The organism is Rhizobium sp. CF122, assembly GCF_000282035.1.
Lineage (GTDB): Bacteria > Pseudomonadota > Alphaproteobacteria > Rhizobiales > Rhizobiaceae > Rhizobium.
This window is the reverse complement of sequence record NZ_AKKA01000032.1, coordinates 33,008-54,445: the sequence shown is the minus strand read 5'-3', so window position 1 is coordinate 54,445 and position 21,438 is coordinate 33,008. Positions and strand designations below refer to the sequence as shown.

The window sequence follows — 21,438 nt, the reverse complement described above, 5'->3', positions numbered from 1 at the left end:
CGCGACAGACGCGTGACTTTGACCTCCGTCGCCGATCCAGATCCATCGTCTGACTGCCGAGATGCGTAAAGATCGAGTGGTTGAAGTGGCGCTCTAGATAGGCGCGCGCGACGAAGCGCCCGAATAGCCCGATAGAGCGACCTTCACCTCTTCGGCCTGGCCGAGCGGTTCGCGGCAGATGAAAGGCGTCGCAACGCCGGTCGGGGCAAGGAGCGCGTCGAGAACAGACCATGCGCCATACGCGGCCCCGGGAGTCTGAAGCACCTCGCGAATGCCAGCATCCTCGATGTCCGCGACAACGAGGTCGACGGTCGCCCCGGTGATCGGGCTGGCCGAGGGCGGATCGAAACTGCGGAGGAGGGTTCTGGTCATAGGGCTAGCGCTCGCTGCAAATCATCGTGCTCGAACGCACTGGCCATGCGGTTGATCTCGGCCGACCGCGCACCGACCGCTTTTGCGGTCTCGCGCCACGTCGCGGTGGAGGTCGCGACTTCCTTGATGATCGCGCGAGCCTGGGCGATCGTGAGGGCGAAGAACCCGGCAGCTTCTTCCAGCAGATCAAGCGAGCAGGTGCCTTCATCAAGATCGATGTTGGTCGTAAGGACGCGCGCTTTGACGTCGGTAGGCACTGGATTGAGGTCATAGGCAGGGGACAACGACCAACCGGCTTTGCCGAGCCACAGAAAGCCGTGATTTCGCAGGTGGTCGTCGACGTTGGAAATCAGTACATTAAAGGCGACGCGGCGAAAAAGCGCGTGGGCATCGGCTTTTCCGTGCGCGCCGTGTTCGGCCAGGGCGTCTACGATCTCCGGGTAGCTGCCGCGTTCGCCGTCCTTTGCGCCCATCATCGCCATCGCAGACAAGAAGGGGATCCGGACGGCTCCATCGCGGTCGAAGCGACGCGAGAGCATGACCTTCTTTCCGGCGACGTCGATGAGTTCGTGGAGGGGCGTGACAATGCCGGCTTGTTGAGCCAGTCGCAGAGCAATCTCCTCCCATGTCTCTATGCTGTAGTCGTCGGTTTCCTTGGGAAACTTGGCAATCGAGAGATGGCCGTGCTGATCGATGACAGAGGCCTTCGGGCGTGCTCCCCCAAGCGACGAACCAGGCGCGAAGATAAGTTGTAGGTCTTCGTCGGTTTCCTCATCGCGCAGAATACGTTCGGTGATCTGCAGCAGGCGGCCGAGCTCAATGAGGGCGGGGACGCCCGCGCGGTTCGGGGCTCGGAACTGCTCTTCGCCGACCCAGCGAAAGCGGAGCGCGCCGAGCCGTGTCTCGTCGGCGACGCCAAGCAGATAGTCGCTTTCGGCCAGCGTGCGCACGGCCCGGCGGTCGCGCTCGGCAGTACGCCGCTCCGAGCGTTGCATGAGGCGTCGGCCCCAGGTATCGGGTGCAGAGTCGCCAATGGAGCCAAACGTTGCGAGGCCGGCGGGTGGCGCGAAGGCTCCCCGGGTCAGAGCTAGAGCGGGCTCAAGCGAGAAGCGGTCGGGGTCCTCAAGCCAGGCCCGGTCATACTCAAACATGACCGCCTCGGCGCCACGGACGCGATTGCTCCGCGCCAGTCCGATCGGACGTGTGCGGCCGTGAAGGTCGAGATGAACTTCAAAATCAGCCATCCCGTGACGATCCAGGCGATCGCTTCGGGTGAGCGTGCTTCGGTAGTTCCGCAGTGGCCAGAGACTGCCCGACGCTGTCGTTACTGATGTCGGCGACTTGGCTCAGCCCATCTAGCAGGCCGAGTGCCTGGAGGACGCCAGCATAGATTCCGATGCTGACGTTGGTGTCGCCGGCTTCGATCTTCTGAAGCGTTGAGCGTGAGGTAAAGGCGCGTTCGGCCACTACAGCCATAGGCAGGCGGCGACGTCGACGAGCGTCGTGTATGTCTGCGCCCAGCTTGCGCAGCGCGCGCCGCACAGCGGCCGGAGGATTATGAGGTGTTGGCATTTGCCACCTTCGCACTACAGATCGGCCGGATATGTATCACGAAGCTTACAATTGTTCCAGAGGACGCTCAGGGGGCCAGGTCAAATTGTTTCGTCGTGCCACTAGTGTGGCATTGATTCCGACGGTTTAGTTTGCAGCGACAACGCCTCAACTAGAGCGCGTTGGCGCGGGATCGGCGGCACAACCTAAGCAGCTGAACTCAGCAGCGCCCCTCCGTGGTCGACGACTTGCTGTTGACGACGATCAAGAGATCGTAGTCGGAGCGATAGCCGCTCAAGTGATCCTCGATCCAGTCGCCGCGGGCATGGGTTCCGTAGAGCCGGACCATCAGGATCTTGTCGGCATGGCGCTTGGCCGACAGCTTGCTCGGGCCTGGAAGCGTTCGACCTCGGACGTTGGGCCGTTCGAAGAACCATGTGCGGTAGGCTTTTCCCTTCACGGTGAGCTCAGTCGTTCCTCGCAGATGCTCGCGACAATCTCTTGCAAAACGACGACACGCTGGACCACCCAATCGAGTTCCTCATCAGCGATCGAATATTTGGCTGAATAGCGGGCCTCCACATAGGCGCGGTCTATGTTGTTGAAGCATCGGCGCGCAAACTTCGTGTCGCGCGGCCATGCGTCGATGAGGCGGACATCGGCGCGCTCGGCGTGGGAGCGCAACACCGAAAGCCGATGCGATTTCGGGCTGTAGAGCGTCACGACCTGAAGAACGCAATGGTAAAGTCGCTCTATGGTCTGATGGAGGAAGAAAGCTGCTTCGTTGGGTGTTCGATCTGAAATCGCGATCTGGGCGTGCTTGAAAAAATTGATTGCACTGGGATACCACTGGTCGTAGTTGCGCTGGGCTTCTTCGCGGGCCTCTTCCGGTGAAAGCTGCCGCGGCGACGTAAGCGGATGGCCGGGTGCTTCGTAGAGCGCAATGCCGTCGCGCGCGATGTCGATGAAAAATGGACGGCCTCTGGCAAGCTGATCGTTCACCTCGTGAAGCGAATGGACGATGAAGTTGACTGGCGTCTCGAGATGCTTCGTTATCGTCAGCTCGCGCACGAAACGCTCAGAGGCGCTCTCCCAATATTCTGCGGTTTCCGCCGCCGATTGTGAATTGACGACAATCAGCAGGTCATAATCGGAGCGGTAGCCGCTGTTGCGGTCCTCGACCCAGCCGCCACGCGCGTAGGAGCCGAAAAGTAAAACTTTCAGGATGCGAGCGTTCTTGTGTTCCTCCTTTTGCTTCGACTGTCGCGCCGCCTCGAATTCCTCAAACAGGATCCGTGCGACCTCAGCGAGTTCCTCCTGCTTGCGTGGTGGCAGGTGATCCAGACCGTCCATTTTTGTCATTCCATTCCTTCCACGCGGCGGCCCGGCGGCCCGAACAACCGCTACCTTATACCAAGGCCACGTCACGCTGCATCGAAGTTTCGCACAATCCACACGAGCAATCACTAGATCGACAGCGGTATCCACAATATGGATACTGGAGCTTACACGATTCCGGACGGTCCCATGAGCCAAGATCAAATGCCCGTTATTACACTCCGGGGGTCGCCGAAAGAGCGCGGCCGCCAACATGGCATGCAACTGCGCGCCATGATTCTGGAGGCTTTCACGGACCTACGGCGGTCGAGCGACGATGCAAGCTGGAACCTGGCGCAGGCACGCGCCGCCGTCTGCGCCGATCGGCTTTCCAGAATCGCCCCGGATCTCGTCGCGGAACTCGACGGCATTGCCGAAGCGACGGAGCTCTCCGCGCTTGACGTCTGTCTGCTCTCGGCCTTCGAGTACTTTGGCGAGGGTCAGACAGGATGTACGTCGGTCGGGCTGGTGCAGCGTGATGGTGCCCTCATTGCCCAGAACTGGGATGCCCCGGCCTGCACCGAACGCCATCTGGCGGTCTTCATCCATGAGGGTGCAAAGTCGCTTGTTACCATCGCGTCGGCAGGCACGCTTGGCTGGGTTGGCATGAACGGGCATGGTCTTGCCTTGGTCAACAACGATCTCATACTCGACACATCGCAACAGGGGCTGCCGAGTCTTGTGATCCGGCGCATGATGCTGGAGCAAAAATGCGTGGACGGCGCGATCGCTGTTTTGCGCTTGCATCCACATATGACCGGCCGTTGCTTTCTCATTGGTGACGCAGATGGCGGTCTGCGTGCGGTCGAAGTGGGGCCTTCGGTCGGGGTGACCGATCGTGCTGTGCGCACCGTCGTTCATACGAACCATCCGCTTTTCCCAAAACCGGCCATGTGGGAAAACGTGGAAGAGGTTGCCCGCCATTATCCGTCGAGCCGCTCTCGTCTTCGGGCCGCGCGCCGTTTCTCCTTGAGGGATATCAACGACCTCGCGGCACTGCTGAGAGATCGGTCCGGCGCGCCTGACGCGATCTGCAAATCGCCGTCGGTCCGTGAACCGACCGCCACAGCCTTCTCGGTCATATTCGACTGCGGCCGGCGAGAGGCGATGGTCGCGATCGGCCGCCCGGACCAGACAGACTACCGCGTTATCAGAATGCTGCACCCGGCAGATGTCTAGATCCTGTTCAGCTTGCCCTTGCATCCGGCATTCCATTGGCGCGGGCAAACTGCGCAAAGTGTGCCGCCAATTCCTCGGCACGCATCTCGCATTCCTGCGGCCGGAAGGCATGAAGTTCATAGCCGAGCACCTCGTTTAAAACGCCGGCAGCCATGTCGGTAAAACGAACGGTTCCATCGTCGTCAACGCTCTCGATGCCGTCGTAGCGCTGGCATTCTCGATTGATCGCGATCGCTTCGTCGAGACTGAGATTGGCTGGGAGATCGACGAGCAGGCCGTCCGGAGAAACCCTGACCGGATATCCGCCAACCAGGCCGAAGGGTCCCGGCGCGTGGACGACGTCTCCCGATCGGCGCGCAAGCGCCAAAAGCATGGCGGTGGCCGACGAGGCCGTGACCGACTGTCCTGCGAGACCTTTCACCCGACGAAACCGTCCTGCAACCAGTGAGAAAAGCGCGGCGTGATCGATCTCTTCGCGGGGCACCTCCAAGCCGTTCGCATAAACGCTCAAGTGGTAGGGTGCGCCGTCCGTTCCTCCGGTGCTCGGCATCCGATAGCTGAGATAATGATGCGCGAAGAACCTGATCTCGATCGATGCCGGCGGCAGCGCCAGCATGTGGGCGGCAGCAAGCCGGATGCCAGGAACTGCATTGGCAATGTTGCCGATGCCGACGGCGGGGGCCAATCCCTCGGCGGCAAGTGAAGCATTGACAACATCGGGATAGGAGGCATTGACGACAACCGCATCGCAGTTGGCCAGCCGAACGGCTTTCATCAGTCTGCGGATCAGAACCTGATGCATCGGCGTCCAAATACCGCCGCGCGCCTCGTCGAGGCGCTTGAACGCGTCCTGGGGGAGCTTCGTAATCACCCACCAGCTATGTAGGGTCGTGGCGTTGAAGACGATGTCAGGCTTTATCCGCAACAGGCGCTCGGCCGTTGCTTCGACGTTCATGAGGTCGATCGAAACGATGTCGACGGCGTTCGAGAAACCAAGGTTCATGGCTGTGTAGCGCGCCAGATTGACCCGATGAAGTGCCCTGTCAGGATCGCGGGCGCCAACGGTGACCTCGAGATCTGCCCCGCTCTGCAGCAGGAAGTCGAGAACGTCCCCGCCAAGGACGCCTTGTCCGATAATCAAGATCTTCTTGCGATGCTCGGTCCGTGCCATCTGTCGTCTCCCTATACTCGCATAGCGGATAAATGGTTGTCTGCGCATCTAATGATTGCATCATGCGCTTGTCCGCTGTAGATTGCAACCATTAGATACGACATGCCATCGGCACCATCACAGGTAGTTGTTCATGCGATCATATAAGCCTGTCTTATCCGTCGACCTGACGGCGATCCAAACCAATTTCTTGGTGATGCGGTCATTGGTGGGGCCGGCTGTGGGCGTTAGCGCGGTCGTCAAGAGTGACGCCTATGGGCTGGGACTTGAGCGGGTGATCGGACCGCTTTGGGACGCCGGTTGCACGAGCTTCTTCGTTGCGAGCATAAAGGAAGCAATCCGCGTCCGCCGTCTTCTGACGCAGGCCGACATTGCCATTCTCGAAGGCTTGCGAAAGGGCAGCCTCGAAGCTTATCGGGAAAGCCGCCTCACACCGGTCTGCAACACGCTGGCCGAGGTGGCTCAGGCCACGTCGGCGGCAATCTCCTATGTTCTTAATCTCGAAACCGGCTTTGGGCGGCTTGGCCTGAGGTTTGACGAGGTTCGTTCGCTCATTCACGCAAAGCTGCAGGTGCCCGAACTGGTGATGAGCCATCTTGCCTGCGCCGACGACGCTGCAAACGCGCGCAACCGACTGCAGAAGAACCGGTTTGTCGGCATGTGCGCGATGCTGGCGCCTTCGACACCGCGCAGTCTCGTTGCCTCGGCAGGTGTTTCCCTCGGCGCCGACTATCATTTCGACAGGGTGCGCGTTGGGTCGGCACTTTACGGGCTCAACAATGCCGGCCTCGAGCCAAATCCGTTCAAACCCGTCGTCCGGCTCAGTGCCCGCCTGATCGACATCCGACACGTCCAGCGCGGCGAACCCGTCGGGTACATGGGAACATTTCTCGCAGATCGGCCGACCTGTCTCGGTATCGTCGCGATCGGCTACAGGCATGGCCTCGCCTGGCAGGTCGCGAACCGCCTGTCTGCTGAGTTTGCCGGGTGGTCCGTGCCGGTCATCGGACGCGTATCGATGGAATATTGCGCCATCGACCTGACCGACCTACCGGCCAAGCTCGCGCGCATCGGCGCCTTCGTGGATTTCATCAGTGCGACGGCACCGCCCGAACATATGGCGCGCTCGGCCGCGACCGTGGCACAGGAAATCCTGGTCCGCACCGGTTCCTCATGCGCCCGCCGATACCGCTTGGCACCTTCTGGACGACACCCATGAGCGCCGAACGACGAGCCCCGTTTCACGTGCTGTTGTCCGCCGTGTTTTTCAGCACCGCGGGCCTGTTCATGGGCCTGATCGAGGCCGGCGTCTGGGCGGTCGTCTTCTGGCGCAGCCTCTTTGCTCTCGTTTTTACCTGCGCACTTATGCTGGTCATGCCCAATCGAGGCGTCACGGAGCTCGATCGAGCTGGTCTTGCTGCGGCCATGCTGTCGGCCGCCGCGATGCTCGCCTTCATTCCGGCGCTGCGCCTAACCTCCGTCGCCAACGTCGCGGTCATTCACGGCTCCTTGCCCTTGCTGACGACACTGTTTGCGCGGCTGACGATCAAGGAACCTATATCCTTGCCTACTGTCGGCCTATGCGCGATGGCTGGAATTGGGACTGCGGTGATCTTTTCCGGCTCGGCATCATCCGGTGTGCGCATTGAGGGAGACGGCCTTGCGCTTCTGATGACGACGTTCATGGCGTTGATGACGATCGCTTTTGGGCGATCGCAATCATCGAGCCTGCTTCTGGTGGCCCTGTCCAACGGCTTTGCCGGGATCGCCGGCGCGATGCTTGCCCCATCACTTGAGGTTTCCGTCGGGCAGGGCGCTGTCCTTGCCTGCTTCGCCCTTGTGCAGATGACGCTGGGGCTCCTCTTCTTCGCCATCGGGTCACGCGGGTTGCAGCCTGGCGAAATCGCGCTGATCTCGCTTGCCGAAGTTCCGCTATCGGCTCTGTGGGTGTGGCTCGCGTTTTCTGAGGTGCCCGCAACGGAAACGATCGCCGGAGCAGGTATTATTCTAGCGGCCGTCCTTGTTCACCTTGCAGCGCCGCTTAAGCGCAGCCGCAATCTTGAGGATTAGTCCGATGCAGACTGGCCGCTTGCCGCATGAGCAAACGATAAAGGCCATAGCTCAGTCCTTTCGGGGCGTGGTACTCGATATCTTCGGCGTCATCCATGACGGCGCAACACTTTACGAACCGGTTCACGAGGCGCTCACCAAAATGCGTGCGGCCGGTATGCGCATATGCTTGCTGTCCAATTCGCCACGGCGCGCTGCTGCGGTCGCCTCCCGTCTTTTAAACATGGGCCTCGGGCCTGATCTTTATCAGGGCCTTATCACCTCGGGAGAGATGGCTCGTGCGGCGCTTGGTGGTAGCGGGCGGACCTCCCGAGCGCCTGGCGGCAGGCGCTATTGGCACGCCGGGCCGCCCGATCTCGCAGGCCTTCTTGATGGGCTAGCGCTTGAGCGTGTCGCGGAGATCAAGGAAGCCGATTTCATCCTGGCGACCGGCAACATGGAGGAGAGCGACTCTTTGTTGCAGCAGGCGCGGCAGCAGGGATTGCCAATGGTTTGCGCAAACCCGGACCTTGAGGTCATGCTCGCCGAGCAAAGGATCCGTTGTGCTGGCTCGCTTGCTGCGCGATACGAAGCAATCGGCGGTAGGGTGATCCGCTTCGGAAAGCCGGAACCGTTTGCCTATGAAAGCGCTCTACGAGTTCTCGATCTGCCGGCAACCGCCGTGATCGCGATTGGCGATAGTCTCGCCACCGACATTTCCGGCGCCAATCGAGCCGGCATTCGCTCAGCGCTCGTGATGACCGGAGTTCATCACGTCGAGGCATGTCCGAACGGCTATCCCGATCATGGACTGCTAGCTGCTCTTTACGAACAGCATGGAGCCTTGCCCAATTTCCTGTTGCACAGACTTTCCTGGAACTGAGGCGAATTCCTCGTAAGGCGGGTTGAAAATCGAGATGGCCCTCAAGCGCGAAATTATATCAGACGGGCTCGCGCTTTCACCCAGCTCTAACAATTGGGTCGCGCCTGTTATCGGCGTTCGGTGTGAATGTATCAAAACACCTAGGTGGCGGTTCCGAACGCGGCAAGGATCTTCGCAAGTGCACCTTCGTCGCGATAGGGAAATGTTCGTTGCACCAACTCTGGGCTCAGCCGCGGCTGGAGGCTGCGCGCCTCCACCTCATTGTTCAAATCGAGATCGAAACGGCCATAGGGATTGACGTGGCTGTAAGATCAGCGGCGTGAGGCCTCGATAATCCTCCTCCGTCATCCGGACAGCCCATTTCGGTTCCACCAGCACGGCCTGAAGCATGCGGGTGTTCACATAGGCCGCAGTACATTATTGGGCCACAGAACTACGGTAGCGGTTATTGGCGAAGATCAAGGACACCGAGTTCGTGCCACATCCACTCGAAACTGTAAGTTGCCATGGGGTCTGCGGCGTCGGGCTGCTTTAAAGACTGGTTTTCGAGATATTTGAGCCATTCGGCGACCTTATGGCGGCCCGAGGCTGATTTCGCGGCCTGACGCGGCGTCTTGTTGCCGAGCATTCCAACCGGCTGATCAAGAGTTTCACGATATTGTCGATCCATGAACTGGTGAACGACCTGCTCGGCAATTTCGGGCGGGATGTCAGATGCGGGGTTTTCCTTTTTGCGGGCCGGCCGCTCGGTCATCATCTGTTCGACCGTGCGGATTTCGGTGAGCGGCGCGCGAACCAGAGCACCGAGAGCCTGCTGGATCAGAGTTGTTCCTTTTTGAGCGCGTTCGGCCGAGTTGGTCGACAGATGCAGGAATTTTCCCCTCAATTCGATATTGCCCAGCACGCGCGCGCCGTTGTCCATCGTGGTGTCGAAGGCCTGGCCAGTGCGCTTCCGGGCCTGGTTCTTCGGCTCTTGCTCAAGCCAATTCCAGAATTTTGCGTTTTCCTGCGACATGCCGGCAATGGTGTTCACCGATGCTGCAACATCCTTTTGCGCAGTTCCGGACGCCAGGGGAAACCTGACATCGTGGAATACGAGATCATCTCCATCGCCGTTCTGGATCGCTGGCAGGCCCATGGCACGCTCAAGTGTGTCGAACAGCCACGACAGGGTGAATATGGAGGCTGCCGCCCGTAGATCGTCGTCCTTGATGGCCGGTAGCTTCTTCGCATTCCTTTTGCCGAACATCTGTCGCAGGCCGTCGAACAGCGCGTCGGTGGCCTGCGGCGTGAAGGGCAGAAGACCGCCGGCGAAGACATTCTTTCCCATAACAGGTACGATGCGGGCGGCGATCCGGTCCCACTGTTTCAGCGTCTTCGTCGCCGTTCCCTCGCTGACGGCGATCGGCTCGCCGCCGCGAATAAGGTCGCGCGCGATGAGCGACTTCCCCGGCTCGATCTCCCTGACCTCATACAGGCTCATGACGGAGGTCCGTAGCGCTTTCATGTAAGCCTTGGCCTGTGCGTTTTCCTTCCAGCCGCGGCGTTTGAGATATTCATCGACGATGTTGCCGCCCTCGACCTCGAAGTCCTGGGTGAGGAAATCCTCGAAGGCGCAGCCCCAGAGCGTCATGGCCCAAACCTCACCGAGGATTTCGACAATATCCTCGAAATCCATATCGCCGGCATCCAGGATCGGTCCGAAATGGTCAGAAAGTACCTCATCGAAGCATTCGCGCCATTCGTCGCGGGTGAGGAACTTCATCAGTCCCTTGAGGTCATGACTGGTCGGCATGGCTGGTCTCCAGTTCCTGGCGGTGTTCTGCGACGATGCGCGAAACGGTCGGTTCGCTGATATCGTAAAGCCTCGCCATTTCGGCGCCGCTCTTGCGTCCGCACAACACGCTTTCGGCGATCTCGCGGCGTTTCTTCGGGTCGAGCTTACGGTGTCGCCGTCGCGCAAGCTGATCGAGCATACGATGCAGTTCTGGCCGATCCCAACGCCCACCGGACGCCTTTTCCTCGAACAGGCGCTTGCAGCCAGCCTCGGACAGGGCACGTGCCCGCTTGTTCGATTGTTGGTCTCCTTTGCTCACCCGGGCGTAGCCGATCAGCATCAAGGTCCTTTCAAAAACGGAAGTTTGCGCAAGCGCGCCGACTCACGTGACGAATCAAGGTGAAAATCCCTTCACAATCAATACTCCATGGTAAGGCAGGCGGTTTTTGAAAGGATTTTTGGATGGCGGCGCGAATTTCGATGACCATGAAAAAGAGGGACGCAAAGCGCCTTGCGAAACGGTTCTTGGCAAGGCCGAATTTTAGTTTGAATCCAAGGCGTGAAATTAGTGTAATTCAAAAGCGTGAAACTAGTGTGATTCAAATGCAAGATATTAGTGTTTGTCAAGGACATCAAATTAGTGCAACAACAATGCACGGAAGTCGTGGTTTACCACTCGCACACCGCCGGAGGCCACCATGGCGAAACCCAACGAACTGCTCGCGGCATCCCTGGCTGAGCTGAGGGGAGTGACGCAGAACGGCACCCGATCGGTGGTGAAATCGGAAGAGCTCAGCCGTGTCCACCGGGAACGACTACAGGACAATGGGTTCCTCGAAGAAATTATGAAGGGCTGGCTTGCGGTGAACTCGCGACCGTCGGCCAACAACAGGATCGATGCGGCCTGGAGCACAGTCTACTGGGAGTTCGTTGCCAGGTATCTCGACGACCGCTTCGCCAATGAATGGCGGCTCTCTGCGGATGCATCCGTGGCTCTATGGTCCGAAAATCATTCCATTCCTGGGCAGGTCATCGTCAGAAGCTCTAAGGCGAATAATCAACTTGTGAAACTACCGAGCAATACGTCGCTCTATCTGCTGCGCTCAAAGGAAAACGAGCCCGCCGAGATGAGACAACGATTGAGATTGATGCCGATGGAGGAGGCGATCTGCAACCTGTCGCCGGAGTCGTGGAGAACGTCAGCGACCGATGTCATCGCCGTCATTGGCTCAATCCGCGGAACAAGCACGCTGCTGCAATACCTCCTGGACGGCGGCCGGAGCCACGTTGGCGGTCGCATCGCGGGAGCCCTGCGCCATCTCGGCAGGACAAGGGACGCGGACACGATCATCAAGACGCTGGAATCGGCCGGCTACAACCCGCACGAGGACAACCCTTTCGACCCTGCAGTCGATCTGGTCACGCTGGATGCGCGACGAACTCAGGCGCCGTCCGCTACCCGGATCAAGACCCTCTGGGCGAAAATGGGGAAAGACGCCCTCAATCACATCGGATTCGAGCAAGTGCGTATCAACGACCGGGACGGATATATCGCAGACATTGATGAGCGTTATGTGGCAGACGCCCTGAACTCGCTTTCGATCGAGGGTTACGAGGTGTCGGAAGAGCTGATCCGGAGGGTACAGGACGGTCAATGGAAACCGGACGAGGACGCGCAGGACCACGAGACCAAGAACGCGCTCGCCGCCAAGGGATACAGACTGGCCTTTGAGGAGGTGCGCGATGACATCAGGAAGATCCTTGATGGAGCACCTACCGGCGAACTGCTCGAGGCACGGCACCAGGATTGGTTCCGAGCCATGTTCAGCCCTTCGGTAAACGCGGGTATCATCAAGGCGCACCAAGTCGCGGGTTACCGATCGCACAATGTGTATCTGCGGGGATCCTCGCATGTCCCCCTACCGCCGCATGCAATCGCCGACGCCATGGACGCACTGTTCGAGAGCATTTCGGAGGAATCCGATGCGCGCTTGAAGGCAATCCTCGCCCCGGTCCTATTCACCTACATTCATCCATTCCCGGACGGAAACGGGAGGATAGCGCGCTTCATGATGAACGCCCTGCTGGCCGAAAGCGGAGCGCCGTGGACTGTCATACCGGTAGCGCGACGAGATGAGTACATGAACGCCCTGGAAGAGGCGAGCCAGCACGAAAACATCGTGCCTCTCACGAACTTTGTCTGCGAGCTGGTCAACGCGCCACCACCACCTACGGGAGCTACGGCGGCGCGCAAAGACAACTAGACCTCGACGCTCACCGAAAATGCACGATCAGCTGACGTTGACTTGAGGGTTTTCTACTGTCTGACACCAACGTCTGAAGTCCGCTTATCAGTTGCTCTATTCGTTAGTCTCGACAGGTCACGTCTGTCGCTGCCGCGGCGATCGCTTCAGCAAATCCGACGCTTCGACGCCCAGTACCGTCGCTAAGCGATTCGTCGTGGCGATGAAGGCCTGCCCCGACAATCGATTACCATATTCCGCGACCGAACCGTCGAAAGGCACTTCGGGCCTCAAGCCCCGCCAGCAGCGCTAACAGGAGCTTTTTGAGACGATCCTTCAAGCTGTTTTTCATTTACCCATCCCTTGATTTGCGATGTAGGCGCGCCAGCCTCCGAGTTCCGTTATCTCGCGCGCACCTTCGAGGGCATGAGCTTCGCAGAGAAAACCGGAAGTTTGGGAACCGTCATCGAGAGTTACCTTGCCGATGCCGAGCGGGGCCGGGATGTTCTGCACAAAACGCCCGAAAGCCTCCGGCGTCACTTTCCAGACCTCAACTTCGAGCCCTTTGCCGGCAAAGCCCGGTTCGCGGATTAGGCCCGGCTTCGGCGGTACGGTATCGGGCAGGACGAACAGGCGGTAATCCGGCGCAGTACGACAGGATTTGACGCGCTTGCCGCCTGGTCGGGTCAGTTCGTGGTTGAGGGGCATGCCGGTGAGATGCGCCCCGACGACGACGATCGGCACCAAGCCGTCATCGGCCTGCGGCACGCGGCTTTCCTCGGGGATTGGCGCCAGGCGATCCTTGCCCATCCCCGCGTTCAAGATGCGATGCATAGCGTCGGCGAAGGGGGCGAGGGCGTCGTCGGTAAAGGCGGGCCCGACCAGTGTCACGCCGGCCGGCAGATGGCCGTCTGCGTCGAAGCCGGCCGGAACGGCGATCGCCGCACAGTCGAGCAGATTGACGAAGTTGGTGTACCGACCGAAATGGCCGTTCTTGACGATCGGATCCGCCGTCATTTCTTCAACCGTATAAGTGGTCGGCGAGGTCGGCAACATCAGGATATCAGCCTTCTCCCACTCCTTTCCGGTCTTTTGGCGCAATGCTTCGAGCTTATATCTGCCACCGAAGGCAGCGACCGCGTCATAGGCTTTCGCGCCCTCGATGATTGTGCGAACCGTCGGGTCGAAGTCACTGGCGTTGGTGGCAAGAAAGTCCTTGACCGCCGCCAGCCGTTCGGCGACCCAAGGACCGTTGTAGAGCAGTTCGGCGGCCTCCCGGAACGGCGCGTAGTCAAAGGGAACGATGGTGGCGCCCAGTGCGCGCGCCCTTTCGATTGCCGCATCATAGAGAGCCTCGACGTGCCTGTTGCCGAAGAATTCCCGTTCGGCTGTGTCGAGCACGCCGATGCGCAAACCGGAGGTGGGCAGGTTGGTGGGCGACGCCTTACGCGAGAACGGATCGGCGGCATCGTACCCTTCCATCACCTTGCGGATCGTGACGCCGTCGCCGACCGTTGCGGCAAAGACGGTGACGACGTCGACGCTGCGGCAGGCTGGCACCACTCCGACATTCGGCACCAGCCCCGGTGTCGGCTTGATTCCGACGAGGTTATTGAAGGCAGCTGGTACGCGGCCAGAGCCAGCCGTGTCAGTGCCGAGCGCGAAGCTCGCCAGGCCCGAGGCGACGGCAACTGCCGAGCCCGAGCTCGATCCCCCCGAAACATAGTCCTTGTCGAAGACCGAGCGCGGCGCGCCATGCGGCGAGCGCGTACCGTTCAGGCCGGTCGCGAACTGGTCGAGATTGGTCTTGCCGATCACGATCGCGCCTGCCGCCCGCAGCCTTGCAACGACTGTTGCGTCATAGTCAGGCTGATAGGCGAAGGCAGGGCAGGCGGCCGTGGTCGGCAGACCCGCCACGTCGATATTGTCCTTTACGGCAAAGGGAATGCCCCAAAGTGGCAGGCTGTTCGGCGCCGGCGCCCGTTCCATCAGAGCGCGTGTTTCGGTGCGCAATGCTTCTTCGGGTGTCGGCGTGATGAAGATTGCCGGATCCGTCGAAGCCGCCTGACGGGCAATAACGGTCTCGATAACGTCGAGCGGGCTTTGACCAGCCGCATAGGCTGACCGAAGGCTTGTCAGATCAAGAATGGTCGGCAGCATGGATCAGCACTCCTCCAAAACAACGATGATATCGCCCGCGTTGACGTTTCGTCCGGGCCCGGCGCGCAGGTCGCGGACGCGGCCCGGCGCATGTGCGGTGACGTTGATTTCCATCTTCATGGATTCGATGATGGCGAGCGTGTCGCCGGCCGCGACCGGCGCGCCCGGCTCGACCAGAAGTTTCCAGATATTGCCGGGCACTGCGCTGGCAACGCCGAAGCAGCCTTCGGGAATATCCCCATCCGGGCTTTCGCCGGTTCCTTCGTCCATGACGAAGCTGTCTAGGCCCGCCCCTTTCCAGCGCTCGCGCTCCGCATCAAAGGCAGCCTGCTGGCTTGCCTTGAAGCTCCCGATAGAAGCTGCATTCGCCTGCAATTCCCTCTCATAGGCGCCATAGGAGAACTCCGTCTCCTCGATCCTGACGGGATAGCCGCCATGCGGGAAGGCGCTGCGGGCTTGCGCCAGTTCCTGGTGACTGACTGGGAAAAAGCGGATCTGATCGAAGAAATCGAGCAACCACGGCTTGTCCTTCGCGAAAACCGGCGTCTGCCGCCAGGTGTTCCACACCTGGATAGTGCGGCCGAAGAGCTGGTAGCCGCCGGGTCCTTCCATGCCATAGATGCACATATAGGCCCCGCCGATACCGACGGCATTTTCCGGCGTCCAGGTGCGGGCTGGATTGTACTTCGTCGTCACCAGCCTGTGGCGCGGATCGACCGGTGTGGCGACCGGCGCGCCGAGATAGACGTCGCCGAGGCCGAGCACGAGATAGCTGGCATCGAAGACGACGTCGCGCACCGCCTGTTCGTCCGCCAGCCCGTTGATGCGGCGGATGAACTCGATGTTATCAGGGCACCAGGGCGCATTTGGCCGGACGAGCTCCTGATACTTGCGCATGGCAAGTTCGGCATCCGGATCGTTCCAGGAGAGCGGCAGATGCACGATGCGGCTCGGCACTTTGACGTCTTGCGCCGCCGGCAGGCTCGCCTCGATCTCGGCCAGCAGGCCGAGGAGGCGGTTGCGGGGCAGCGCCGTACCGTCATAGTGGATCTGTAGCGAACGGATGCCGGGCGTGAGATCGATGATCCCGGGCAGGCGCGCCTGCGATACGGCCTGCATTAAGAGATGCACCCTCAGCCGCAGGGCGATATCGAGCGTCATCGGCCCGTATTCGACCAGCAGATTGTCATCGCCCTGGCGGCGGTAGACGACCGAGACAGGCCCGTCGTCGCGGTAGCCGACGATCGGCGATCCTGCTTCTTCCTTCGCACGATGCACCGCTGGACCGGCAATCGGATCTTCAGGTCGCATGACGGGATGGAAGCGGATGCGATCACCGGGTTTGAACTGCCCCATCTTCCATTGTTCGTCACGGGCAATCACCGCTGGGCAGACGAAGCCGCCAAGGCTCGGCCCGTCAGGCCCGAGGATAATCGGCATGTCACCGGTGAAATCGATCGCGCCGACCGCATAGGCATTGTCGTGCAGGTTGGAGGGATGAAGACCGGCCTCGCCGCCATCGCTGCGCGCCCATTTCGGTGCGGGACCGATCAGGCGCACACCGGTGCGGGCGCTGTTGAAATGCACCTCATAGCTCGTCGAGAACAAGGTCTCGATATCGCCGTCCTGAAAGAAATCAGGAGCGCCGTGCGGACCGTAAAGAACGCCGACATCCCATTCGCGCGTCAATTCCACCGGATCGGTAGCCGGCTTCGACGGTTCGGCGGCGGCGTGCCGGGCAAGGCGCAGCACATGGCCGGCTTTCAGCGTGCCGGTGGCATTGCCGCCGAACTGGCCGAGGCCGAAGGTGGCGCGCGAGCCGAGAACGACGGGAGCAGCAAAACCACCTGCAACAGCGAGATAAGCCCGCTGCCCCGGCCCGGAGATGCTACCGATCGAGAGTGTCTGGCCGGCGCGGATGGTCGCCGCTTCGTCATGGGACAGCCTTACGCCATCGACGCTCATCGCCATCCTGGCACCGGCAAGCGCGACCAGCGTATCCTTATGGAATTTCAGGACAGGACCGGAGACCGTCAGCTCCAGCGCCGCGACCATGTCGTCGTTGCCGACAAGACGGTTGGCATGACGGAACGAACGCTCGTCCATCGGGCCGCTCGGCGGCACGCCGACATGCCAGAGGCCAAGCCGGCCCGGCAGTTCCTGAATGCTCGACTGTGCGCCGGGCGCGATCACCTCGACGACGTCAGGCACGAAGGAAAAGTCGCGCAGCGCCGTCGTCGCCACCTTACCGCTCGCGAGGAGCTCGGAGCTGGCAATGGCGCGAAGATAGTCGAGATTGGTCTCGATGCCCGATATCGACGTGCCGGCAAGTGCCGTCTTCAGCTTCTCGATTGCCGTTTGACGATCCTCGGCGGAGACGATGACCTTGGCGAGCATCGGATCGTAGAAGGGCGTCACTTCCGTCCCGGTCTCGATCCAGGCGTCGATGCGGGCATCCTCAGGAAAGGCGACCTCGGTTAGCAGGCCGGCACTTGGGCGGAAATCGGCATGCGGCATCTCGGCATAGACGCGTACTTCGATGGCCGCCCCCTTCGCCTGCAGAGCCTCGGCGCCCGAGAGCAGGTCCTCGCCTGCGGCCTGGCGGATCATCCATTCGACGAGGTCGATACCGAAAACGGCCTCCGTCACGGGATGCTCGACCTGCAGGCGGGTATTGACCTCGAGGAAATAGAACTCCTCACGCAGGGGATCGTAGATGAACTCGACCGTGCCCGCGGATTCGTAGGAGACGGCAGTGCCGAGGTTGACGGCTGCCCTGTGCAGACTGGCGCGGGTTTCGACCGAAAGGCCGGGAGCAGGGGTCTCCTCGACCACCTTCTGGTTTCGCCGCTGCAACGAGCAGTCTCGCTCGCCGAGTGCAATTACCTTGCCTTTGCCATCGCCGAAGATCTGTACTTCGACATGACGTGCCTCTGCCACGAAGCGTTCGATATAGACGCGCGCATCGCCGAAGCTTGCCCGCGCGGTGCGCTGCACGCTTTCGAACGAAGCCTTGAGGCCCGCTGGATCGGCGCAGAGCTGCATGCCGATGCCACCGCCGCCAGCGGTACTCTTCAGCATGACGGGATAGCCGATCGTCTCTGCCGCCGAAAGCGCTTCTTCGGCGCTCGATAGTAGGCCGGTGCCGGGCAGGAGCGGTACGCCGCTCGCTTCGGCGAGTTCGCGTGCTGTATGTTTGAGACCGAAAGCAGCAAGGTGCTCGGGTCGGGGACCGATGAAGGCGATGCCTTCGGCGGCGAGGCGCTCGGCAAAGCCGATATTTTCCGACAGGAAACCGTAGCCTGGATGCACTGCCTCCGCCCCCGTCGCCTTGCAGGCAGCGATGACGGCCTCGACATTGAGATAGCTTTCGCTGGCCGGTGCCGGCCCGAGGCGAACGGCTTCATCGGCCATCATCGCGGGCGTGGCGAAACGGTCGGCATCGGAATAGACGGCGACCGAGGCAATGCCCATCCGCCGTAGGGTCTTCATGACGCGGATGGCGATTTCGCCCCGGTTGGCAATCAGGACTTTCTTGAACATGCTCAGTCCTCGCCATCCCAGATCAAAACCCGGATCGGCGTCGGATCAAAGCCGTTACAGGGGTTGTTGATCTGCGGGCAATTGGAAATGATGCAGAGCACGTCCATCTGGGCGACGAGCTCGACATGATCGCCCGGTGCGGAAATGCCGTCGACGATCGTCATCTCGCCATTGGGCTTGATGGGCACATTCATGAAGAAGTTGATGTTCGGTACGATATCGCGCTTGCTCATACCGTGTTTGCTGACTTCGAGAACGAAGTTGTCGCGGCAGGCATGCAGGTATTTCGTTCCGTGACCGAAGCGCACGGTGTTGCTCTCGCAGGAGCAGGCACCGGCCGAAGTGTCGTGGCGGCCGCAGCTGTCGGCCGTCATGGTCAGCATGACTTTACCTTCATTCGACATGATCTTCGTGCCGATGCCGACATAGGCGCTACCCTGCATGCGCATGGTATCCTGGTTGGAATAGCGCTCCGAGAAATCATCGGCCCGGTAGAAGAGCGTATCGATCGCCTGTTGGCCGTAGCTATCCTCGATCCGGATCGTCTGACCCTTGCGAACGATGCCGGACCATGGGGCTTCCGCCGCAATGAAGTGATCCTGCACGGCACTTTCGACGCTGCGGGCGGGAGAAGTCTGGATGAAATCGGACATCATCGTCTCCTCAGGCCTGCATCAGGGCGTTGTTTTCGAAACCGCGCAGGGCTTCGGCAGTCGCCGTGCGGCAAAGATCATCCGCAGCCGGGACCGGGGCCTTGTAGCGGGTGATGACAACCGGCCTCGGCTGGTAGGTGAGATCGGGATCAAGCGGATGCGGGCAATTGGAAAAGCCGACCAGCATGTCCATCTCCGCGCGCAGCTCGACATAGTCGCCGCCCTTGGAGCGCTTGCCATGCCAGCCGAAGCCGCCGGCCTCGGCGAGGCGCACCGGCGCGAAGAGACTGAGGATGCCGGGTATGTCGCGGCGGTCGAGGCCGAGCTTGACGGCGGCGAGGATCAGGTTGTCGCGGGTGTTGCGTGTCTTTTCGCCCGGATATTTCGCCGCGTTCGAGGCAGCCGTCGAACCGCCCATAAGGCAGTCATGGGCGCCAGAACTGTCCTCTATGATCGAGAACATGACGCGGCCCATGTCGGAGAAGATCACACGCCCCTTGCCGAGGGCCGTCGTCCACTGGACTTTGGCGGTATCGACGAGATTGATCCGCTCGCTGGTGTCGGCGGCATTCCAGGCGACGAGCGCCACTGTGGAATTGCCTTCAGCCTGATCGATGCGGATCGCTTCCCCACACAACAGCTTCGTCGACCAGTACCAGCCGCCCGGGACAGTCTCCTGGTGGATAACGGCGGCCGCGGCGATGGCCGGCGCCGGCAGCGGGCTCGGGTCGGGCAGGGCCTTGGGGGCGAATTCCAGCCCCTTCTTCTGATGCTCCTCATAGCGCGCGCGATTTGCGGCGATTTCCACGGGCGAGCGTCTCACATGCATCATTGCATCTCTCCTGACGGTGCCAGGTCGTCCCGGCGGTGCCCCATGGAAGCGACCGGGCCGTCCCGGTCGGGGCTGAAGACTGGTGACTGTCCGGCAAGGCGCGGCGGCCAGATGGAAATATCTTTGGTGATGGTCGCGCCGTAACGCTCCTTCTCCTCCGGCCGGTCGCGGCGTCGCTCGAAGGCGACGACGCGGCTTGCAAGCGTGAAGGCTTCGCGCATGTCGTGGGTAACCATGACCACGGTCATCTGCGTTTCGTGCCAGAGCCGTTTCATCAGCGTGTGGATTTCATGACGGATGCCGGGATCGAGTGCGCCGAAGGGCTCGTCGAGCAAAAGCACCTTCGGCTTCATGATGAGCGCCTGGGCAAGCGCGAGGCGCTGCTGCATACCGCCGGAAAGCTGGGCTGGATATTTGTCTTCGGAGCCAGCGAGGCCGACATCGGCGATCAGCTGGCGTGCTTCCTCAATGACGTTGCGGCGTGCGGTGCCGAAGAGTTTGGCCTTATATCGCGCGGCGGAAAATTCCTTGCCGAGCAACACATTGCCGAGCACGGTCAGATGCGGAAAGACGGAATAGCGCTGGAAGACGACGCCACGATCCGGTCCCGGTTCCGCTGGTAGAGGCTCGCCGTCGAGCAGGATTTTCCCTTTCGTCGGCTGCTCCTGGCCGAGCAGCATGCGCAGGAAGGTGCTCTTTCCGCAGCCGGAGGGGCCAACAAGGGCAACGAAGGCGCGCGAGGCGACGGTCAGGGATACGTCCTCGAGCACGATCTGGTCGCCGTATTCCTTCCAGACTCTTTCGACCTTCAGTTCGCTCATGCCTGCTTCTCCAGTTCCGACCAAGGGAAGACGGCGATGCGCAGGCGATCGAGCAGCGTGTTCATGACAACGGCAATCAGGGTAATCCAGACGACATAAGGGAAGATGATGTCCATCGAGAGATAGCGGCGGACGAGGAAGATGCGGTAGCCGAGGCCGGAATCCGAGGAGATCGCTTCGGCTGCGATCAGGAAGAGCCAGGCTGGACCAAGCTGCAGTCTGAGGCAGGTGATCAGCCGCGGCAGGATCTGCGGCAGCACGACACGCAGGCCGATCTGCCACGAGGAGCCGCCGAGCGTCTCGGCTTTGACGATCTGCTCGCGAGGCAATTCCAGCGCCTTCAGCGCCAGATCGCGGATTATTGTCGGCGCGACACCGATGACGATGAGGGCGATCTTCGAAGTTTCGCCGAGCCCCAGGACGATGAACAGGATCGGCAGGAGCGCGAGCGGCGGCACCATGGAAATGACGGCGATAAACGGCGCGAGCAGTGCTCTGAGATAGGGAAGCATGCCGATCAGCATGCCAATCAGGAGCGCGATTGCCGTCGAGATGCTGAGGCCTGAGAGCAGCCGGATCAGGCTCGCTGCGGTGTCCGACCATAGCAGAAATTCGCCGGTGCGCTGGTCGGCGACGAAGGCCAGACGGTTGATCGCATCGGCAAAGCCGGCAAGGCTCGGCAAAAGCTTGTCATTGGCGTTTTCCGCCAGTCGTGCGGCCGAGCCGAAGAAATAGGCAACGGCCAGCAGTACGAAGGGCAGCAGCATCAAGGCAAACTGCGCGCCACGGCTCGGCCTGGTGTTGATCCAACGCATGGGAATGCTCCG

The 21,438-nt window shown here is 61.0% G+C and carries 19 protein-coding genes and 1 pseudogene; 5 read left to right on the top strand and 15 right to left on the bottom strand.

All coding sequences use genetic code 11. The annotated features are described in order from the left end of the window. Positions 1-93: 93 nt before the first annotated feature. The 5 genes from PMI09_RS32105 to PMI09_RS08485 all read right to left on the bottom strand — a co-directional run bounded on the left by PMI09_RS32105 (position 94) and on the right by PMI09_RS08485 (position 3,285). Positions 94-372, bottom strand: coding sequence for a hypothetical protein (locus PMI09_RS32105; RefSeq protein WP_007791180.1), 279 nt, complete (start codon positions 370-372; stop codon positions 94-96). Next, positions 369-1,616 (bottom strand): type II toxin-antitoxin system HipA family toxin, encoded by a 1,248-nt coding sequence (locus tag PMI09_RS08500; protein WP_007791177.1) that lies wholly within the window; start codon positions 1,614-1,616, stop codon positions 369-371. The genes PMI09_RS32105 and PMI09_RS08500 overlap by 4 nt, the downstream gene beginning before the upstream one ends. Beyond that, positions 1,609-1,944, bottom strand: a complete 336-nt coding sequence (locus PMI09_RS08495; protein WP_007791174.1) for a helix-turn-helix domain-containing protein — start codon at positions 1,942-1,944, stop codon at positions 1,609-1,611. The genes PMI09_RS08500 and PMI09_RS08495 overlap by 8 nt, the downstream gene beginning before the upstream one ends. Positions 1,945-2,143: 199 nt before the next feature. Then, a complete protein-coding gene (locus PMI09_RS08490) occupies positions 2,144-2,383 on the bottom strand; it encodes a nucleotidyltransferase domain-containing protein (RefSeq protein WP_007791171.1) in 240 nt (79 codons plus the stop codon). Next, positions 2,380-3,285: a HEPN domain-containing protein gene (locus tag PMI09_RS08485; RefSeq protein ID WP_007791169.1), complete on the bottom strand. Its 906-nt coding sequence runs from the start codon at positions 3,283-3,285 to the stop codon at positions 2,380-2,382. Before PMI09_RS08485 ends, PMI09_RS08490 begins: the two co-directional genes overlap by 4 nt. Before the next feature lie 165 nt (positions 3,286-3,450). On the opposite strand from PMI09_RS08485, the gene PMI09_RS08480 reads away from it, so the two are divergent. Continuing rightward, complete coding sequence (locus PMI09_RS08480) at positions 3,451-4,479, top strand: C45 family autoproteolytic acyltransferase/hydolase (protein ID WP_157213347.1); 1,029 nt, start codon at positions 3,451-3,453, stop codon at positions 4,477-4,479. 7 nt (positions 4,480-4,486) lie between these two features. Here the strand turns inward: PMI09_RS08480 and PMI09_RS08475 are convergent, their stop codons facing one another. Further along, positions 4,487-5,650, bottom strand: a complete 1,164-nt coding sequence (locus PMI09_RS08475; protein ID WP_007791164.1) for a hypothetical protein — start codon at positions 5,648-5,650, stop codon at positions 4,487-4,489. Positions 5,651-5,783: 133 nt separating this feature from the next. On the opposite strand from PMI09_RS08475, the gene alr reads away from it, so the two are divergent. From alr to PMI09_RS08460, 3 genes are read left to right on the top strand one after another with little or no spacing between them, the layout of a single operon-like run. Further along, positions 5,784-6,869, top strand: a complete 1,086-nt coding sequence (gene alr / locus PMI09_RS08470) for an alanine racemase (protein WP_007791162.1) — start codon at positions 5,784-5,786, stop codon at positions 6,867-6,869. After that, positions 6,866-7,720 carry a DMT family transporter gene (locus tag PMI09_RS08465; RefSeq protein ID WP_007791159.1) on the top strand — a complete coding sequence of 285 codons (855 nt, stop codon included), beginning with the start codon at positions 6,866-6,868 and terminating at the stop codon, positions 7,718-7,720. The genes alr and PMI09_RS08465 overlap by 4 nt, the downstream gene beginning before the upstream one ends. 4 nt (positions 7,721-7,724) lie before the next feature. Beyond that, positions 7,725-8,582: a TIGR01459 family HAD-type hydrolase gene (locus tag PMI09_RS08460; RefSeq protein ID WP_007791156.1), complete on the top strand. Its 858-nt coding sequence runs from the start codon at positions 7,725-7,727 to the stop codon at positions 8,580-8,582. Between the two features lie 254 nt (positions 8,583-8,836). Here the strand turns inward: PMI09_RS08460 and PMI09_RS32100 are convergent. From PMI09_RS32100 to PMI09_RS08450, 3 genes and pseudogenes are all read right to left on the bottom strand, one after another. After that, positions 8,837-8,987 (bottom strand): annotated as a pseudogene (locus PMI09_RS32100) (Tn3 family transposase); the annotation flags it as partial. Positions 8,988-9,027: 40 nt separating this feature from the next. After that, positions 9,028-10,377, bottom strand: a complete 1,350-nt coding sequence (locus tag PMI09_RS08455) for a hypothetical protein (RefSeq protein WP_007791154.1) — start codon at positions 10,375-10,377, stop codon at positions 9,028-9,030. Then, on the bottom strand, positions 10,361-10,699 hold the full coding sequence (locus PMI09_RS08450) for a recombinase family protein (RefSeq protein WP_007791151.1): 339 nt from the start codon (positions 10,697-10,699) through the stop codon (positions 10,361-10,363). The genes PMI09_RS08455 and PMI09_RS08450 overlap by 17 nt, the downstream gene beginning before the upstream one ends. Before the next feature lie 358 nt (positions 10,700-11,057). On the opposite strand from PMI09_RS08450, the gene PMI09_RS08445 reads away from it, so the two are divergent. Continuing rightward, entirely contained in the window at positions 11,058-12,623 is a 1,566-nt protein-coding gene (locus PMI09_RS08445; protein ID WP_007791149.1) for a Fic family protein, read from the top strand. Between the two features lie 327 nt (positions 12,624-12,950). Here PMI09_RS08445 and atzF read toward each other — a convergent pair whose 3' ends face one another. The 6 genes from atzF to PMI09_RS08415 are packed head-to-tail and all read right to left on the bottom strand — an operon-like array spanning position 12,951 to position 21,426. After that, positions 12,951-14,762, bottom strand: coding sequence for an allophanate hydrolase (gene atzF, locus PMI09_RS08440; RefSeq protein WP_007791147.1), 1,812 nt, complete (start codon positions 14,760-14,762; stop codon positions 12,951-12,953). 3 nt (positions 14,763-14,765) lie between these two features. Further along, positions 14,766-18,305, bottom strand: coding sequence for an urea carboxylase (uca, locus tag PMI09_RS08435; RefSeq protein WP_007791145.1), 3,540 nt, complete (start codon positions 18,303-18,305; stop codon positions 14,766-14,768). A gap of 2 nt (positions 18,306-18,307) precedes the next feature. Continuing rightward, entirely contained in the window at positions 18,308-18,958 is a 651-nt protein-coding gene (locus PMI09_RS08430; protein WP_007791144.1) for an urea amidolyase associated protein UAAP2, read from the bottom strand. Between the two features lie 10 nt (positions 18,959-18,968). After that, complete coding sequence (locus tag PMI09_RS08425; RefSeq protein ID WP_007791141.1) at positions 18,969-19,790, bottom strand: urea amidolyase associated protein UAAP1; 822 nt, start codon at positions 19,788-19,790, stop codon at positions 18,969-18,971. Further along, entirely contained in the window at positions 19,787-20,611 is an 825-nt protein-coding gene (locus tag PMI09_RS08420) for an ABC transporter ATP-binding protein (RefSeq protein WP_037082328.1), read from the bottom strand. The genes PMI09_RS08425 and PMI09_RS08420 overlap by 4 nt, the downstream gene beginning before the upstream one ends. Further along, complete coding sequence (locus tag PMI09_RS08415) at positions 20,608-21,426, bottom strand: ABC transporter permease (RefSeq protein ID WP_007791139.1); 819 nt, start codon at positions 21,424-21,426, stop codon at positions 20,608-20,610. The genes PMI09_RS08420 and PMI09_RS08415 overlap by 4 nt, the downstream gene beginning before the upstream one ends. Positions 21,427-21,438: the final 12 nt, after the last annotated feature.